12 protein-coding genes are annotated in these 17,730 nt (G+C 72.9%); 6 read left to right on the top strand and 6 right to left on the bottom strand.

The genetic code is table 11. The features are described 5' to 3' along the window. Positions 1 to 2: 2 nt before the first annotated feature. Positions 3 to 1,127 carry a YlbL family protein gene (locus IR212_RS06040; RefSeq protein WP_194398042.1) on the bottom strand — a complete coding sequence of 375 codons (1,125 nt, stop codon included), beginning with the start codon at positions 1,125 to 1,127 and terminating at the stop codon, positions 3 to 5. Positions 1,128 to 1,271: 144 nt separating this feature from the next. On the opposite strand from IR212_RS06040, the gene IR212_RS06035 reads away from it, so the two are divergent. Beyond that, positions 1,272 to 2,666: a zinc-dependent metalloprotease gene (locus tag IR212_RS06035; protein WP_228479508.1), complete on the top strand. Its 1,395-nt coding sequence runs from the start codon at positions 1,272 to 1,274 to the stop codon at positions 2,664 to 2,666. A gap of 769 nt (positions 2,667 to 3,435) precedes the next feature. On the opposite strand, the gene IR212_RS06030 is transcribed toward IR212_RS06035, so the two are convergent. Next, a complete protein-coding gene (locus IR212_RS06030; RefSeq protein ID WP_194398041.1) occupies positions 3,436 to 5,214 on the bottom strand; it encodes an ATP-dependent helicase in 1,779 nt (592 codons plus the stop codon). After that, on the bottom strand, positions 5,211 to 6,125 hold the full coding sequence (nudC, locus tag IR212_RS06025) for an NAD(+) diphosphatase (protein ID WP_194398040.1): 915 nt from the start codon (positions 6,123 to 6,125) through the stop codon (positions 5,211 to 5,213). The genes IR212_RS06030 and nudC overlap by 4 nt, the downstream gene beginning before the upstream one ends. A gap of 77 nt (positions 6,126 to 6,202) precedes the next feature. Between nudC and IR212_RS06020 the strand changes: the two genes are divergently transcribed. Beyond that, the gene (locus tag IR212_RS06020; protein WP_194398039.1) at positions 6,203 to 7,453 is read left to right on the top strand and encodes a phosphotransferase; all 1,251 of its coding nucleotides are present in this window, start codon (positions 6,203 to 6,205) and stop codon (positions 7,451 to 7,453) included. Between the two features lie 37 nt (positions 7,454 to 7,490). Here the strand turns inward: IR212_RS06020 and IR212_RS06015 are convergent, their stop codons facing one another. Both IR212_RS06015 and IR212_RS06010 read right to left on the bottom strand, forming a co-directional pair. Beyond that, positions 7,491 to 10,787, bottom strand: coding sequence for an ATP-dependent DNA helicase (locus tag IR212_RS06015; protein ID WP_194398556.1), 3,297 nt, complete (start codon positions 10,785 to 10,787; stop codon positions 7,491 to 7,493). 62 nt (positions 10,788 to 10,849) lie between these two features. Continuing rightward, a complete protein-coding gene (locus IR212_RS06010) occupies positions 10,850 to 14,038 on the bottom strand; it encodes an ATP-dependent helicase (RefSeq protein WP_194398038.1) in 3,189 nt (1,062 codons plus the stop codon). 137 nt (positions 14,039 to 14,175) lie between these two features. Here IR212_RS06010 and IR212_RS06005 point away from each other — a divergent pair, with 137 nt between their 5' ends. Continuing rightward, entirely contained in the window at positions 14,176 to 14,400 is a 225-nt protein-coding gene (locus IR212_RS06005) for a DUF3107 domain-containing protein (protein ID WP_192634543.1), read from the top strand. A gap of 14 nt (positions 14,401 to 14,414) precedes the next feature. Continuing rightward, entirely contained in the window at positions 14,415 to 14,705 is a 291-nt protein-coding gene (locus tag IR212_RS06000; protein WP_194398037.1) for a hypothetical protein, read from the top strand. Positions 14,706 to 14,713: 8 nt separating this feature from the next. On the opposite strand, the gene IR212_RS05995 is transcribed toward IR212_RS06000, so the two are convergent. Next, entirely contained in the window at positions 14,714 to 15,427 is a 714-nt protein-coding gene (locus IR212_RS05995; protein WP_194398036.1) for a ferritin-like fold-containing protein, read from the bottom strand. A gap of 217 nt (positions 15,428 to 15,644) precedes the next feature. On the opposite strand from IR212_RS05995, the gene IR212_RS05990 reads away from it, so the two are divergent. Next, positions 15,645 to 17,165 carry a DEAD/DEAH box helicase gene (locus IR212_RS05990; RefSeq protein WP_194398035.1) on the top strand — a complete coding sequence of 507 codons (1,521 nt, stop codon included), beginning with the start codon at positions 15,645 to 15,647 and terminating at the stop codon, positions 17,163 to 17,165. Positions 17,166 to 17,313: 148 nt separating this feature from the next. Further along, on the top strand, positions 17,314 to 17,703 hold the full coding sequence (locus tag IR212_RS05985; RefSeq protein ID WP_194398555.1) for an SHOCT domain-containing protein: 390 nt from the start codon (positions 17,314 to 17,316) through the stop codon (positions 17,701 to 17,703). The last annotated feature ends 27 nt before the right edge of the window (positions 17,704 to 17,730 follow it).

Raw genomic sequence — 17,730 nt, 5'->3', positions numbered from 1 at the left:
GCTCAGCGGGCGGTGCAGGTCGGCAGTGCATCGACGTCGGCGTCGCCGCGCACCGCGTCCAGAACGTCCAGTGCGTCGCCGAGATCCTCGACCGCGAAGACGCGCAGATCGCCCGGGATGTGCCCGACGACCTCGTCGCAGTTCCGCTCCGGCGCGAGGAACCAGTCGGCCCCGGCCTCCAGCGCTCCCCACATCTTCTGCCGAACGCCGCCGATGGGTCCGACCGTGCCGTCCGCCGAGATGGTGCCGGTGCCCGCGACCTGTTCGCCGCCGTTGAGCTGGCCGGGGGTCAGCGTGTCGATGATCCCCAGCGCGAACATCATCCCCGCGCTCGGACCGCCGACGTTGTTGAGCTGGATGGTCACGTCGATGGGGAACTCGTAGTCCGTGGTGAGGTTCACTCCGATGAGCCAGGTCTCCTCGCCGTCGAGGGTTCCCTCCTCCGGGGTCACCTCGACGGTCTGCTCCTGGCCGCCACGATCGACCACGAACTCCACCGGGGCGCCGTCGCCGTCGTTGATGACGCGGCGGAGGGAGGCGGCATCCGCCACCTCCTGGCCGTCGGCGGCGAGGATGATGTCGCCCTGCTCGAGCACGCCGTCGGCGGCGGCCCCGTCGATCACGGAATAGACCGCGAGCTGCCCGCCGACGTCGTATCCGAGTTCGGTGAGCGCTGCCGCGGTCGCCTCGTGCTGCGAGTCGGTCATCATCGCCGCGCTCTGCTCATTGCGCTGCTGCGTGGTCTGGTCCTCCGGGAACACCGCATCGATGGGAAGCACGGCCTTCGTCGGGTCGAACCACGCCAGCGCCAGCTCGAACCAGGAGGGCGTCCGCTCGCGGTTTCCCTGCACCTGGACGGTGAGGAGGTCCAGCGCGCCCTCCGTCGGGAACGTCTCCGCCCCCTCGACCGAGATGAGCGGGACCTCCTCGCCGTCGGCGTTCTCGGCCGTGCCGAGCGTGTTGTACACCGGCCCGGGCTGCTGGATCACGTACGACGTGGGGAGGAACGTGATCGCCAGCAGCGCGACCATCGCCACGACGAGAGCCCAGACGCCGACGACCGTCCGGCGCGACATGCGGTGCCGCGGGGCGGGATCGATCGCGGAGTTCTCGTCGAACAGGGCCACGCGGGACCTCTCTTCCGTGCCTGGGGTGGATTCGCTGGTCGTTCGCGACCGGCGTAAGGCGTACGGGGTCCCTGCCGGGGAGTGCGACGGATGCTGCGACTAGCGTAGAGCGCGAGGGTGCCGACCGGCTGAAAGGCGACTGAAGTGGCAGACGACGACCGCAGTCCCGAGGACGACTTCCAGGAGCTCATGCGTCAGCTCTTCGGCGGCGCCGGGGGCGATCTCGACGCGGAGCAGCTCTCGCGGCTGTCGGGCATGAACATCGACCCCGCCATGATGCAGGCGGTGATGCGCCAGCTGCAGGGGGCGTTCGCCGGGGCCGACCAGGGCGGGATCTCGTGGGACCTCGCGCAGCGGCAGGCGCTGCACATCGCCAATCAGGAGGGCCTCGGCGTCACCGCCGGCCAGCGGACCGACCTCGACCAGGCGTTCGCGCTGGCGACGCTGTGGCTCAGCGAGGCGACGACGATCTCGGAGCTTCCCACTCCCCCGGCGACGATCACCCGGGGCGGGTGGGTCGAGGCCACGCTGCCGGTCTGGCAGGAGCTGGCCGAGCCGGTCGCGACGAGCATCGGCGACGCCCTGACGAGGGCGCTGAGCGAACAGGCGCCCGACGACATGCAGGCGATGGTGCAGGGCGCCGGTCGGCTGATGCGCACCGTCGGTGGCTCGCTGTTCGCCTCGCAGCTCGGCCAGGTGGTCGGCAGCCTCGCCAAGGAGGTCGTGAGCGGGGGCGATGTGGGCATCCCCCTCATGCCGGACGGGGAGGCGGCGATCCTGCCGCAGAACTTCGCCGACTTCGGGCGCGACCTCGAGGTCCCCGAAGACCAGCTCGCCCTGTACGTCGCGACGCGCGAGCTCGCCCACGCGAGGCTGTTCCGCCACGCCCGCTGGCTGCGGCTGCACGTGATCTCGCAGGTCACCGACTTCGCCCGCGGGGTGCACGTCGACACCGACGCGCTCGAAGATCTCGCGTCGCGCTTCGATCCGTCCAATCCCGATGAGCTGCGCGCCGCGATCGAGAGCGGGGCGTTGCTGCCTGCCCGCTCCGAGGCGCAGGACGCCGCGCTGGCGCGCCTGGAGAATCTGCTGGCGACCATCGAGGGGTGGGTCGAGGTCGTCACCGAGGCTGCCACCTCGCGGCTCCCGTCCGCGCCGCGCATCGCCGAAGCCGTGCGCCGTCGCCGCGCCGTGGGTGGGCCCGCGGAGCAGGCGCTGGGCTCGCTGGTGGGGCTCGAGATCCGGCCTCGCCGCATGCGCGAGGCGGCGGCGATGTGGCGTGCGGTGACGGATGCCGTCGGCGCGAGCGCGCGCGACGCGCTGTGGGACTACCCCGACCTCATGCCCGGCGCAGAAGACATCGACGATCCCGCCGCACTCGTCGCGCGGCTAGAGGCACGCGCCCGCGGCGAGGAGCCCGCTCCGGACGAGCTGGACGATGCCCTTGCGCGGCTGCTGGCCGGCGGTCTGCCCCACCGCGACGACGACGACGCCGGCGACGACGGCGACGGCGCACCGGACGATCACCGCCCGGTCTGAGCAGGCGGTCTCCCCTCCTCCCCAGGCTGCCGCCGAGACCGGTTCTCCGGCTCCTCCTGTGGATGACGACTCTCGGGCCACCGCGCGCGGCAGGATCGGGACATGCTGCGCCTCCACCCCTCCCACCCGCCGGTGTGGCGGACCGACACCGTCCTGCAGTTCGGCGCTCAGCCGGTGGCGGTGCTCGCCGAACCCGAGCAGTGGATGCTGCGCGTGGTCAGCGAGCTCCAGCGAGGCATCCCGGATTCCGCGTTCGCGCCGCTCGCGCAGGCGGTCGGCGCGCCCGACCCCGCAGCAGCGAACCGGCTGCTCGCCCGGCTGCGAGCAGCCCTCGCGCGGGACGCGCCGCCCCGGCGGCCGCGGGTCACGGTGCGGTGCGACGCGCAGGTGTCCGACGACCAGCGCGATGCCGTCGCGGCCGGCGTGGCGGCATCGGGGGCCGATGTCGGCATCGCCCACCGGTTCGATGCGACGTCTCAGACACCTCCCGGGTCCGCGGTTGTGCTGATCGTGCCTCATGTGGTTCCTCCGGCCGCTGCCGCGCCCCTCATGGGGGCGGACCGGGCGCACATCCCGGTCGTGCTCACCGGCGCAGGTGCGGAGGTGGGCCCGTTCGTCGAGCCCGGCCGCACGGCGTGCCTCGCGTGCGTCACTGCCGCGCGCTCCGACGCGGATCCATCGTGGCCGGTCGTGGCGGCTCAGCTGCTCGGACGCCCGGTGGCGGCCGACCCGGCGGTGCTGTGCGAAGCGGGCATCGTGGCGGGTCGGCTCATCGCCGAGCGCGCGCGGAACCCCGCGCCGGTCCGGACGCGTTCGGTGGCGCTGGTCGGCGGCTCCCTGCACCGGACCGTGCGGTTCCACCGGCCGCACGCAGAGTGCCGCTGCCGATCTCTCGGAGAAACCGCGACGGCTGCCGCTCCCGCGCGCCTCGAGCCCAGGTCAGCGACAGCGTTCGCCCGGCCCGCGTGATGCCGACGTAGGCGAGGCGCCGCTCCTCGTCCACCTGCTCGAACGTCGTCGCGTACGAGATCGGGAGCAGCCCCTCCGCGACGCCGACGAGATGGACGTGATGCCATTCGAGGCCCTTGGCGGCGTGGAGGGTCGCAAGGGTGACCGTGCGAAGCGCGGGCTCGTCGTGGACCTTCGCCCGAGCGGTGAGCTCATCGGCGAACGAGCGCAGGGTCGTTCCGGTGGGCGCCTCCTGCGCAAGGCGCAGCAGGGCAGCCCGCGCCTCCCACGCGTCGCGGAGGGCGCCGCCGGCTGCCGGAGGCTCGTCGGTGAGTCCCCGGGAGCGCAGGATGTCGCGCACCGTGTCGACCAAGCCGCTCTCGATCGGCGCGACGGATGCCGCCCGCAGCTCCATCACCGCCTGCCGGACCTCGGGCAGGTCGAAGAAGCGGCGCCCGCCCAGCACCGTCGTCGCCACTCCGGCGTCTGACAGCGCGGCGACGAGCTCGGCCGACTGGGCGTGGGAGCGATAGAGCACGGCGATGTCTCGCGGGTCCGCACCCCCGGCGATCTGATCGGCGATCCGCGCGGCGACGGCTCGGGCCTCGGCGCGGTCGTCCTCGAACGCGGTCACGGTCGGCACGAGCTCCGGCGCCGCGCTGCGCTCGCGCGCTGGCGCCGCCTCGAGTGAGAGCGCACCGGGCCGCCCGCGCATCAGCTCGTTCGCGACGGCGAGGATGGCGGCATCCGACCGGTAGTTCGTCTCCAGGCGCACTGTCCGCGCTCCCTCGTGCCGCGCGGCGAACTCGAGGAGGAACCGCGCGTCGGCCCCGGCGAACGAGTAGATCGTCTGACTCGCATCCCCCACGACGCAGAGATCGCGCCGATCGCCGAGCCAGAGCTCGAGCAGGCGGTTCTGCAGCGGTGAGACGTCCTGGAACTCGTCGACCGTGAAGTGGCGGTACTGCTCACGAACCGCCTTGGCGACCTGGGGCTCGGCCTCGAGCATGCCCGCGCACGCGAGCAGCACATCCTCGAAATCGAGCTGGCGCCGCTCGTCCTTGAGCCTTTCGTACGCGCGCTGCAGCGCCACCACGCGGTCGACCCCCAGCCTGCCCACCCCGCCCGGACGAGCGGCGGCGTAGTCGTCGATGCCGAGCATCGACACCTTCCGCCACTCGATCTCGGAGGCGACGTCGCGGAGGGTGGCGACGTCGGGGTCGAGCCCGATGCCGTCGGCGGCATGAGCGAGCAGCCGCACCTTGTTGTCGACGATGGCCGGTGCGGTGTCGCCCGCCAGAGTCGGCCAGAAGAAGTTCAACTGGGCCAGCGCCGCGGCATGGAACGTCCGCGCCGACACACCGTCGACCCCCAGCGCACGCAGGCGCCCGCGCATCTCGCCGGCGGCCTTCGTCGTGAAGGTCACGGCCATCACCCGCTGCGGCGAGTACGCGCCGGTGTCCACGCCGTGTGCGATGCGGTGCGTGATGACGCGCGTCTTGCCGGTGCCGGCGCCGGCGAGCACCACGACCGGGCCCCGCAGCGCCGTGGCAGCCTCGAGCTGTCGCTCGTCGAGGCCGGCGAGTGCTCCCGTGCTCATGCCCGCTCCGCGTACCAGTCGGAGATGAGCCGGTGCGCGATCGATGCGCGCCCGGGGAGCACGATGTCGCCCTCCCCCGCGAGCGCGCGTCCGATCTCGGCGCGACGGAACCATCGGACCGCCGCGATCTCGTCGCCGTCCGCGCGCGCGGCGGAATCTTCGCGCGCCTCCGCCAGGAAGCCCACCATGAGCGAGCGCGGGTACGGCCAGGCCTGCGAGCCGTGGTAGGTCACGGCTCCGACCGTGATGCCGGATTCCTCGAACACCTCCCGCCGCACCGCGGCCTCGAGGGACTCCCCCGCCTCGACGAAGCCGGCGAAACACGAGAAGCGCTGCGCCGCCCACAGCGCGTTGGATCCGAGGAGCAGCGCGTCGGGGTCGTCGGCGCTCGTGATGGCGACGATCACTGCGGGATCGGTGCGCGGGAAATGCTGGCGGCTGCAGCTCGGGCACCGCCGCGACCACCCGGCGTCGCCGAGGACGGTGCGAGTGCCGCACGCCGGGCAGTACGGCGCGTCCACCAGCCACCGGCCGAGACTCAGCGCCTCGACGAACGCGCTCCCGTCGCCCGCCGACAGCAGCCCGCCAACAGCCCGCAGCGCTCCCCAGCCCGACGGGGCGGGGAACAGTTCCTCGTCCTGTGCGGCGAACGCCGCCGCCAGCAGCGCGGTGCCGTCCGGACCGCGACCGAGGAAGCCCCACTCGGCACCGGCAGGCACGTCCGACGGCGCCACCCATCGCAGGGCGTCGGGAGCGGAGAGCGGCGCGAGGTCGCCGGCGATGACGAGCACGCGGGTGGCGGCATCCGTCCGGAGATCGTCCAGCAGTCCCGGCACGAGACGCTCCTCGCCCGAGCGATCGAGGGCCGAGAGGGCCAGCGGCGGAGGACTCGTGCTCTCGGGCGCCGTCATCAAACAGGCTCCGCTTCGTCGATCTGGGCCGGGCGTGGCGCGGGGACGGACGAGCGCGACCGACCTACCCTGGGCACATGGCACGCTCTCCCCTCACTCTAGCCGCGTCCGTCACGTCGGCTCTGCCGCGGGTCGGGGTCGTGGGAGTCGGGGCCCTCACGGAGGGCTCGACCGGTCGCTACGACACGGCCGTGGCGGACCTCGAAGACGGCCGCCGCGTCGTCGTCCGGGTTCCCGCCGCCGCCTCGGCCGCCGAGGAGCTGGCGGCGGAAGCACGGGCGCTGCGGGCCCTCACTCCGGGGGTGCGCGGACTGCTTCCGTTCCGGGCGCCCCAGCTGCTGGGTGAGGCCGGTCTCGGCGGCAGCCGGGTGGTGGTCGTGGACTTCCTGCCCGGGTATCGCGTCGACGCGGTCCACCTGCCTCCGGGTCGCGGCGCGGCGACCTCACTCGGGGCGGCGCTGGCCGCTCTTCATGCACTTCCCCACTCCGTCGTGAGGACCGAGGGCCTGCCCGCGCGCACGCCGCAGCAGGTGCGGGCGGACGCCGGACGCCTCATCGACCGCGCGACGGCGACGCGCCGTCTGCCGGTGAGCCTCGCCGCGCGGTGGCACCGCGCCGTCGACGCCGACGAGCTCTGGCGCTTCGAGTCGACCGTGGTGCTCGGCGGTGCGGGCGCCGCGTCGTTCCTGTTCGAGGACCTCGACGGCGTGCCCACCGTCACGGGTCTGCTGGACTGGCACGGGCTGTCGATCGGCGACCCCGCGACCGACCTGCAGTGGCTCGCCTCGGCGCCGGACGCGGCGGACGACGTGTACGCGGCGTACGTCGCCGCCAGCGATCGCGCGCCGGATGCCCGCACACGGGAGCGGGCCCGCCTCTACGCCGAGCTCGAGTTCGCCAAGTGGCTGGTGCACGGCCACGACGAGGGCCGTGAGGACATCGTCGCCGACGCGGTCGACCTGCTCGAGTCGCTCGCCGGCGGCGTCGCGACCGACGACTTCGTCCCGGCCGAACGGCTGGGAGTGGACGACGCGATCGCGATGCTCGACCGCATCCCCGAAGCCTCCGCGCCGACGGTCGACACCTCGATGCACACCGACGCCTACGATCCCGAGGAGCTCGCCCAGTGGGTCACCGACGACGTCGACGTGGACGACGCCGACCTTCCGCGCTCCGCGCGCGACGACGTGTCGACGGCACCGATCCAGCTCCCCGTCCCGGCCGCTGCGGCCGACCACTCAGAGCCCGGATCGGCGGAGGGATCGGATGCCGCGGCCGAGGCGGAGCGCGCCTCCGAGGCGGCGCTGCGCCGCTGGCTGTCCGAGTGACGGAGCGGTCCCATGGCGTCGCACCTGCCCGACGGCGTCATCCGCGCAGGATGATGCCTTCGGCGACGTAGAAGAGAGCGACGTCGATCTCGTCGAGCGGGACGCCGTGCTTGGCATGGTAGGCCTGCCGGTACAGCTCGAGCTGCAGCATCCGCTCGTCCTTCTCGGCGGGGGTGCGCGGTGCCGCGCCGGTCTTCCAGTCGACGATCTCGAGGCGGCCACCGCGATCCTTCCGCCGGTAGACGGCGTCGAGCTTGCAGATGACGATGTGCGGGAGACCGTCCGGCCCGACGGTCGTGAAGTCGATCTCGGTCTCGACCTCGATCGGCTGCAGCGCCGCCCATTCGGAAGCGAGGAAGCGCTCACGCAGGGCGTCGAGGGCTGCGGCGTCCGCTGAGCCGGCCGCCGTGCCGGTCGCGTCGTCGTCGGTCTCCCACAGCGCATCGTCGATGGAGCCGCCGAGGCCGACGCGACCGGACCGCTGCTCGACCCAGGCGTGGAACAGCGTGCCCAGCCGCGTCTGGCGGAAGGGTCGCTCGGGCATCGGGCGGGCGATGGCGGCGAGGGTGCCCTCCAGGTCGGCGGCATAGTCCTTGTAGCGCGACGCCGCGATGCGGGTGGGCGCGGTGAGCGTCGGACGCGCGCGGCGGGCGTCGCGCTCCGCCAGCAGAAGCGCTGCCTGCGGCTCGAGCGCCGCCCGCGGTGCGGCAGCCGCCGCCTCGACGGCTGCCGCCGCCTGCGCCACGGCGGACCGGCGCGCACCGAGGGGGTCGATCGGCCACTGGAGCTCGCGGCGCTCACCCTGGTAGGGATCGTCGCCGGGCTCGTCGGCCGGAAGCGCCACGCCCAGCGCCTCGGAGATCTCGGTGAGGAAGGTGCTCCGCTGGCGCGGACGCTTGGTTCCCGACCAGGTGGCTCCGGTGAGCAGCAGGTGCTCCCGCGCCCGAGTGACGGCGACGTACGCCAGCCGACGGTCCTCCTCGAGCTGACGCTCCCGGTTGGCCTCGACGAACGCGTCCATCGCCGCCTTCAGCTCCTGCTGGGTCTGCGCAGAGCGCCACGCGAGCTCGGGGAGCCAGGCAGAGTCGCCGCGGAACGCGAACGGCAGGACGCCGAAGCCGAGCCACGCCCTGGTGTCGCGGGGCGCGCTGGGCAGCTCGTCCTTCACCATGCGGACGACGGCGACGGCGTCCCACTCGAGGCCCTTCGAGCCGTGGATCGTCAGCAGCTGCACCACGTCGTCCTCGGGCGGCTCCGTGCGCGGAGCGAACTCGTCCAGCTGCTCGGCGTGGTCGAGCCACGCGAGCAGGCTCGACAGCGACCCTGTCTCGTCGGCGGCGACGAAGGCGTGGACCTCGTCCACGAAGGCCCTGAGCTGTGCCGAGGCGACGCGAGCGGGACCTCGCGACTCGTTCGCCGCGAGTTCGATGTCGAGCCGCAGCTCCAGCTCGATCAGTCGCACCAGCTCGGGGATCGGCATGCCGCTCGCCTGGCGGAGCCCGGCGAAGACGGATGCCGCCTCCCGCAGCCGCTGCCGCGCACCGGCGGTGAAGCCGGCGAGCCAGCCGTGGTCGGGCTTCTGCCGCAGCACGAAGTCCAGCGCGTCCACAAGGGAGCCGTCGTCGTCGCCGGCGCTGCCGCGGATGCGTTCGACCACGTCGGGCGCGAGCGGGCGCAGCGCGGCGTCGTGCCGCGCCAGCCGGCGGGCGAGCGCCGCCAGCTCCCGGAGGTCGGGCAGCCCGATCGACCAGCGCGGGCCGGAGAGGAGCCGGATGAGCGCGGAGCCGGCCGAGGGATCGCTGATCACCCGCAATGCGCACACGACGTCGACCACCTCCGGGGTGGACAGCAGCCCGCCGAGTCCCAGGATGCGGTGCGGGATCCCGCGCCTGCCGAGAGCGTCGCCGAACCGCACCATGTGCTTCTTGCTCCGGAACAGGATCGCCCCGGTCGTGCCGAGACCGGTCTGCGCGCGCTCGGCGCGCACGCGCGCGAACCAGTCCGCCACCCGGTCGGCCTCGCTGTCGAGATCGCTGTCGAAAGCCAGCTCGACCAGTCCGCCGGGCGCTCCGGGGCGTGCGCGCAGCTCCTGGACGGGAACCGACGCCGACGCCGCAAGCGGCGCGAGCACGGCGTTGGCCGCCGTCAGCACCGACGCGCTGTTGCGCCAGCTCGTCAGCAGCGAGAACCGGGCGCACGGGGCGTCCGGCGAGAAGGCAGCCGGAAAGCCGCCGAGGTTGCCGGCGCTCGCGCCGCGCCACCCGTAGATAGCCTGATGCGGGTCGCCGACGGCCATCACACCGGTGCCGGCGAAGAGCGCGGCCAGCAGGTCGGTCTGCAGCACGGACGTGTCCTGGTACTCGTCCAGCAGCACCACGCGGTAGCGACCGCGCAGCTCGTCGACCACGGCGTGGTGGCCGGCCACCACCTCGAGCGCACCGGCCACCTGATCCGAGAAGTCGATCACCCCCAGGCGGCGCTTCTCGGCGGCGTACTCGCGCGCGAGGTCGGCGAGCATCGAGAGCCCGCCGACCTTCTCGATCGCCTCGAGCACATCCGCGTACACGGTCGTGCGCTTGTTCGTCGACGGAAGGTCTCGCACGACCTGGAATCGCTCGGGGAACGCGGCGAGTTCGTCGAAGTCGACGAGGTTGTCGACGCCGTCGCGCGCGATGCGCAGCGCCGCGTCGACGATCGTGCGCACCGCCTCACCCCGCTCCTCGAGGCGGGGATCGTCGGAGGCGAACACGACCCGGCGCATGAGCAGCCAGGCCGCGGACTCGGAGAGCACGGCCGACTCGGCATCCCGCCCGATCCGCAGCGCGTGCTCGCGCACGATCTGATCGGCGAAGCTGTTGTACGTCGCGACGGTCGGACGGTGCAGCAGCGCGTCGTCGGCGGACGCCTGGGGCACGGCGCCGACGGACCGGGCGAGGTCATCGAGCACGCGGTGTCGTTCGGCAGTGGCGCGGGCGCCCGCAGCGCCGGATCGCTCCAGCTCGCCGAGGATATCCAGGCGCCCGGCCGCGGCGAGCTCCGGGAGAGCGGGGACCAGCCCGCGCCTCTCGAACTCGGCCAGGCGCGCGAGCCGCTTCTGGATCCGCTCGGCCAGCTCCCCCGCGGCCTTGCGCGTGAAGGTGAGCCCGAGTACCTCATCGCGCCGCACCACGCCGTTCGCGACGAGCCAGACCACGCGCGCAGCCATCGTCTCGGTCTTGCCGCTGCCCGCGCCCGCGACGACCAGCGCCGGGGCCAGCGGCGCCTCGATCACCGCGGTCTGCTCATCGGTGGGCGGGAACTGGCCGAGGGCGGCCGCGATGACGCGCGCCGGCAGCCGGGTCGCCGGAGCAGGGCCGGGTGCGGCGGCGGGCGTCGCGGCCTGCGGGTCGAGGATGGTCACGACGCGCTCACCGCGCCGATCGTATGGATGCGGCAGAGGCCGTACGCGTGCTCATCACGGCAGTGCTCCTCGTACGGCGCGGTGAACGACTCGCCGCGCATGATCTCGACCGCCGTGCGGATGCGCGCGAGGAACGCCTCGCGCCGCTCGTCGTCGAACGGCGGCTGCCACGGTGTCGCGTAATCCGCCTTCGCGGCCGTCGGCCGCAGCACGAGCAGCTTGGCACCGCCCGGCGCGTACCCGCTCGCGGCGGGGATCGCCCCCGCCTCGTACGCGAGCTGGTACGCCGCCAGCTGCGGGTTGTCGAGCACTTTGGGGTCGGTCTGCGGCTCACGTTTTCCGGTCTTGAGATCCACGATGACCACGCTTCCTTCGGGCGTGAGCTCCACCCGGTCGATGTAGCCCGACAGGATCACGCGATGCGGCTCGCCGCCGAGCGGGCGCGGAGCGTCGGCGAGCGGGATGTCGACCTCGAAATGCGGCTCGGCGCCGATGAGGGTGCCCCCGGCATCCTCGAAGCGCCGCAGGTACAGATGCAGCCGCCTCACCAGATCGCGCGCCCGCGCCTGCTCCGCCCGGTCACGCCACGGAGCCTCGAAGGTCAGCTCGCCCCACCGCGACTCGACCTCGGCCCACAGCGACGCCTCGTCGGTGCCGGCCGCCTGCTCGAGCGCCGCGTGGATGATGGTGCCGAGTCCCGCCGTCGTGCTGCCCGGGTCGCCTCCCAGGTCGCCGATGACCCAGTTGAGGGCGCACTCCTCCAGCGCGTGCAGCCGCGACGGAGAAACCCGGACGTCCTCGCGGGTGAGATCGCGCAGGGCACCCGTCGAGGTGGGCGGCGCGATGCCGTACCAGTCGGCGGGTGCCGCCCCCGGGACGCCGGCGTCGGCCAGCAGCGCCAGCTGCTCCGCTGCCCGCGCCACCGAACCGACGGCCGGCACTGCTTCCGGTGCCGGGGCCAGACCCCGCATGCCCGCGGTGGTGAGGGTGCGGCGGTGGCGAGCGACCAGCCCGCGCAGCGACACCGGATGATCCAGGTCGAGCGATTCGGGATCGGGCAGGAGCTCGAAGAACACGCTCGGCCCGGTGTCGTCGTCGTCGACGGCCGTGACGATCGTGCGCGCCGTCGCGCGCGACAGCGCCCGGGCCAGCAGCCGCAGCTCGTCGTGCATCGCGGCCCGGCGCCGGTCGAAGATCCCGTCGGGCTCGTCGTCGCCACGGCGTGCGGCATCGGCCAGCCGCCACGTGTCGAGCAGGCCGCCGCGCAGGCGGGTGTTGGGCCACACCGCGTCCTGGACGCCGGCGACGACGACGGTGTCGAACTCGAGGCCGAGGGCGCCGGCCGGTGTCATGACGCGGACGCTGTCGGTGCGCGGGGGCGCCTCGAGCCGGTCCTCCGCCACGCCGCTGTCGAGGATGGAGCGCACGAACACGCGGGGATCGGCATCCAGCGACCGCTCGACGAAGCGCTTGGCCGCCTGGAAGAGCGCCACGAGCGCGTCGAGGTCGCGGTTCGCCTGCTCCGCGAGCGGACCGTTCCCGCGGGCGAGCTCTGACCAGGCGCGCTGCAGACCGCTGCGCTCCCACGCCGTCCACAGCAGCTCGTGCGCGGTCGCCCCGCGATCGAGGTCGGTGCGCAGCACTGCGATCGTGCGCGCGAGCGTGGCCGCGCGGCGCGCTTCGCGGGTATCGAGCACGTCGAACTCGATCGGCCGGCGCATCGCGGAGAGGACCAGATCGCGGCCCGATCGCTCGGGTTCGCGGATCGCTTCGTCCGGCGGATCGGCCGCCCGGCGCAGCTCGGCATGCCGCAGTGCCGACCGCAGCCGTCGCAGCTCGATCACGTCCAGACGCCCATAGGTCCCCACCAGCGCGCCGGAGACGTCCTCGAACGTCCAGTCGTCCTGCGCCGCCAGCTCGATCAGCCGCAGCAGGTCGGCGACCGGCCGGACAGCGCCGAGCGCGCGCCCCGGTCCACCCGCACGCGCGGGCACCTCGCGCGCGGACAGCTCCGCCTCGAGTGCGGCGACCTGGCGGGTGTCGTGCGCGATCACCGCGCACGCGTGCCACGGCACGCCGTCGTGCACGTGCCGTTCGCGCAGCACGCGGGCGATCGCGTCGTACTCCTCGGCCGCCGACCGCAGCGTCAGCGTCCGCACCGAGCCGTCCGGCACGGCATCGACCGCCGCCCGCCGGTGCGCGACGACCCCGACCGCCCCGATCCTCGCCGTCACGCCGTCGACGAGCGCACGCTGCCAGGCGGTGCCCCGGTGTCCCTCCGAGAGCACATGGACCGCACCCAGGGAGCCGGCGAGGCGGGCGAAGTTCTCGGGCGTGGCGCCTCGGAACGACCCCGAGCCGACGTCGGGGTCTCCGAAGGCGAGCACCGCCGCGCCGCGCGCGCGTATCGCCTCGAGCATCTCGACGGCGCCGAGGGTCAGCTCCTGCGCGTCGTCGACGAGCACCACCCGCGCCCGGTCGAGGGCGGGCGCTCCCGCAGGTGACGTGCGCAGCAGCCCGACCGCCTCGCGCACCAGCCCGGCGGCATCGCGATGGGCGCCGCGCATGCCGTCGCGCACCTGCAGGTACTCGGCGTAGAAGGACGACAGCGCCACCCACGCCGGCAGCTCGTGCCGCTCACCCAGGTCGCGCAGGCGCCGCGGGTCGATTCCGAGAGTCGTGCACTCGGCGAGGAACGTTCGCACTTCGGTGCGGAACCCGGCCGTATTGCGGATCGCCGGCCCCAGCCAGTCGGGCCAGCGCAGCACCCCGGCGGCCTCGTCCTCGTCGTCGCCCTCGAGGAGGTCGCGGATGATCTGGTCCTCGTCGCCACCCGTGAGAAGTTGCGGCGGCTCGGCGTCGACCGCCACCGCGTGCGCGCGGACGAGGTGGAAGGCGTAGGAGGCGACCGATCGCGCCAGCGGTCCGCTCGTGGCGACCTGCACGGCCAGCCCGAGGCGATCGCGCAGCGACGTCGCCGTCTGGCGCGACGGCGTGAGGACGAGCAGTGTGTCGGGATCGGCGCCCGCGTCGACCAGAGCCGCCACGCGGGCGACGAGCGTCGCCGACTTGCCGGTTCCCGGCGCGCCCACCACGACGCCGGAGGCGGTCCCGGGCAGCGCGATCACGGCACGCTGCTGCGCGTCGAAGGCGAGCGGCGCGCGCTCACCGCGTTCGGTACCCATGCCTCGACGGTAACCCGCGCGACCGACATCCGACCGTTCGCCCAGAGCGTTTCGGCGACGACCGGATGCCTCGCAGTGTTGTCGTAGAGTTGCCATGCGCCCGGGGAGCCCTGAGCCCCGCGCAGGAGGTCAGTCACGTGGAGATCCGCATCGGCATCGCGAACACCGGCCGCGAGCTCAACTTCGAGACGAACGAGCCGGCGGCCGACGTCAAGAAGTCCGTCGCCGCGGCGCTGGACGCCGGGGCCACGCATGTGACGTTCGCGGATGCGAAGGGCAACTCGTACATCGTCCCCACCGCGGGCCTGGCCTACGTCGAACTCGGCTCCGAGGAGTCGCGCCGCGTCGGCTTCGTCGCCTGATCCGGGGCCCTGCCGTGCAGATCCTCATCGCCTTCATCCTCGGTGCGGTCATCGGCACCGGCATCCACTTCCAGCTGCACCAGCGGCTCACCCGCGGCGCCGTGCTCGCGCCCATGATCGGCGCGGTGTCGGCGGGGGCGGCCTGGTCGATCCTCACCTGGCTGGGCGTCGGCATCGACACCGTGTGGCCGTGGCTGGCGGCGCTGGTGGTGCCCGTCGTCGTGACGTATCCGGTCGTGATTTTCGTCTCACGTGCCCGCGTGGGCCATGACGCGCGCGAGAAGGCGCGTCTCGGGATCGGCTGACCGCCGACTCAGGCGGCCAGCCCCATGGCGTCCATGCGCCGCGAGTGCGCCGCCATCAGCTCGGTGAACACCGGCTCGACCTTCTGCTGATCGGCGCGGCCGAACTCGGTGGGACGCAGGGCCGCGCGCGCGATGAGGAGCGTGTCGCCGACCAGCCGGCGCCCCCACAACGCCAGCAGCGATCGCCACTCGGGGTCGCTGGCGATGGTATCGGCGATCAGCTCGACGATCGCCTGGCGATCGGAGTCCGCCAGCAGGACGCGGGCCACACGGTCGCCGGTGTCGCCGTAGCTCGCGGACAGCGCCAGGTAGAAGTCGTCCAGGAGGCCGGCGGTGATGTGCACCGACAGCAGCGTCTCCGGCGTACGCACCCCGTGCGTCGCGGCGCGGAAGGCGTCCAGCGGCTCGCGGAAGGGGCGCATGATCTCCGTCGGATCGTCGCCACGCTCCCTGATGAGCGCGACGAGCGCCTCGTGCTTGGTCAGCGCGGCTCCGGCGGCGCGCGAGACCGCCTCCTTCTCGGCGAGCTCGGGGATGGTCTGGATCTGCTCGGTCAGCGTCTCGAAGAAGCCGAGCTGCAGGTACGCCGCCTGACCGAGGAAGGTGTCGATGTCGGGCGCCAGCTCCTCGAAGTCGACGCGATTGGCGCCGCTGAGCTCGTCACGCGAGCGCAACTGAAGCTTGCGCCCGGTGTCCCGGCGCTCCCAGAACCACTTCACCATGAACGAAAGCCTACGAGGGCGCGCGCCCGGAAGTGTCCGCGAGAGGCTCCTCGGGTATCGTGGGTGTCGGCCCCGGCGTCGGATCGGGGCGCCCGCGCCTGTGGGAAAGAAGGGCGTGGATCGCACTTCCGCCCGCGCGGCGACCTCGACGAGGCCGGAACACGCGCCCGGGCGACATCAACCCAGGCAGCATCCCACTGCCGGACAGGCACCCATCGTGACGACCTTCGCCGACCTCGGCGTCGATCAGGACATCATCGAGGCCCTCTCGGCGCGCGGCATCACCGACGCGTTCCCCATCCAGGAGCAGACCATCCCGCTGGGCCTGCCCGGTCAGGACATCATCGGGCAGGCCAAGACGGGCACCGGCAAGACCTTCGGCTTCGGCATCCCGGTCGTCCAGCGTCTCGGACTGGACCCCTCGCACGGCGTGAAGGCGCTCATCGTCGTCCCCACCCGCGAGCTGTGCGTGCAGGTCTACGAGGACATGGACATGCTGACGTCCAACCGCTCGACCAGCGTCGTGGCGATCTACGGCGGCAAGGCGTACGAGGGCCAGATCGATCAGCTCAAGGCCGGCGCCCAGATCGTCGTGGGCACGCCCGGCCGTCTCATCGACCTCAACAACCAGCGCCTGCTCGACCTGTCGAACGCGACAGAGGTGGTCCTGGACGAGGCGGACAAGATGCTCGACCTCGGGTTCCTCCCCGACATCGAGAAGATCTTCTCCAAGGTGCCGGCCGTGCGTCACACCCAGCTCTTCTCGGCGACCATGCCCGGGCCGATCGTCGCACTCGCGCGCAGGTTCATGTCCAACCCCATCCACATCCGGGCGACCGACCCCGACGAGGGCCTCACCCAGGCGAACATCCGCCACCTGGTCTACCGCGCGCACTCGCTCGACAAGGACGAGGTGATCGCGCGCATCCTGCAGGCCGACGGCCGGGGCAAGACCGTCATCTTCACGCGCACCAAGCGTGCCGCGCAGCGGCTCGTCGACGAGCTCAACGACCGGGGCTTCAACGCCGGCGCGGTGCACGGCGACATGAGCCAGGAGGCGCGCGAGCGCTCGATGGCCGGCTTCAAGGCCGGCAAGAAGGACGTGCTCATCGCCACCGACGTGGCCGCGCGCGGCATCGACGTCGACGACGTCACCCACGTCATCAACCACACCATCCCCGACGACGAGAAGACGTATCTCCACCGTGCCGGCCGCACCGGCCGCGCCGGCAAGACCGGCATCGCGGTGACCTTCGTGGACTGGGAGGACCTGCACAAGTGGGCCCTCATCAACCGCGCGCTCGAATTCGGCCAGCCCGAGCCGGTCGAGACGTACTCGTCGAGCCCGCACCTGTTCGCCGACCTCGACATTCCGGCCGGGACGAAGGGCCGCATCGCGACGGCTCCCCGGACGCAGGCCGTGCGGGTGCAGCCCGAGCGGGCGACGGATGCCGCCGCCGAGGTCGAGGCGAACGGCCAGGGACCCACCCGCCGGCGCCGGCGCCGGCGGGGCCAGGGCGAGCGGGTGGGCTCGACGTTCGAGACCGCCGAGGGCGGAGCGAAGGCGGCGCACGAGCACGGGGCGCCGAACGGCACCGCGGACCGCTCGTCCGACGGCGGCGGCACGCACGACGGCGGCGGCAAGGAGCACCACGACGGCAAGCCCGCGCCGGCCCGTCGGCGGCGCCGTCGGCGCGGCGGCGCCACGCCGGCGGGCGGTGCGCCGGTCGGCGCCTGACGCGCACCGTCCGCCGTGTCGACGGCGGACGGGACGAGCACGGCGCTAGTGTGAGCGCACACGGCGGATATCCGTCGTGACCTCGCATTCAAGAAAGGCGTATCGTGCGATTCCTCGATGCCGTCAACACCGCGTACGAGTACCAGGGATTTGGGGATCCTTCTGGGACATCATCTGGTGGTTCCTCTGGATCTTCTTCTTCGTCGTCTACCTGTTCGCGCTGTTCGCCGTGATCGGCGACCTGTTCCGCGACCACAAGCTCAACGGCTGGCTCAAGGCGGTGTGGATCGTCTTCCTGATCTTCGTGCCTTTCCTCACGCTGCTGGTCTATCTGATCGCGCGTGGCAAGGGCATGGCCGAACGCAGCGCGCGGGAGGCGGGCGAGATCCAGAAGGCGCAGGACGCTTACATCAAGTCGGTCGCCGGCGGCTCGGCAGCGAGCCCCGCCGACGAGATCGCCAAGGCCAAGGCGCTGCTGGACGCCGGGACGATCACGCAGGCCGAGTACGACGCGCTCAAAGCGCGGGCGCTGGGCTGACCCGGCGGGCAGCGCCCTCGCTCGCTC

This window comes from Microbacterium atlanticum, assembly GCF_015277815.1.
GTDB classification, from domain to species: Bacteria; Actinomycetota; Actinomycetes; order Actinomycetales; family Microbacteriaceae; genus Microbacterium; species Microbacterium atlanticum.
This window is presented reverse-complemented; position numbering and strand designations above follow the sequence as displayed.

Excerpts from the sequence above, each read along its gene's own strand:
- IR212_RS06030 (WP_194398041.1), bottom strand. The coding sequence starts at position 5,214 with ATGAGCACGGGAGCACTCGCCGGCCTCGACGAGCGACAGCTCGAGGCT.
- nudC (WP_194398040.1), bottom strand. The coding sequence starts at position 6,125 with ATGACGGCGCCCGAGAGCACGAGTCCTCCGCCGCTGGCCCTCTCGGCC.
- IR212_RS06020 (WP_194398039.1), top strand. The coding sequence starts at position 6,203 with ATGGCACGCTCTCCCCTCACTCTAGCCGCGTCCGTCACGTCGGCTCTG.
- IR212_RS06010 (WP_194398038.1), bottom strand. The coding sequence starts at position 14,038 with ATGGGTACCGAACGCGGTGAGCGCGCGCCGCTCGCCTTCGACGCGCAG.
- IR212_RS05995 (WP_194398036.1), bottom strand. The coding sequence starts at position 15,427 with ATGGTGAAGTGGTTCTGGGAGCGCCGGGACACCGGGCGCAAGCTTCAG.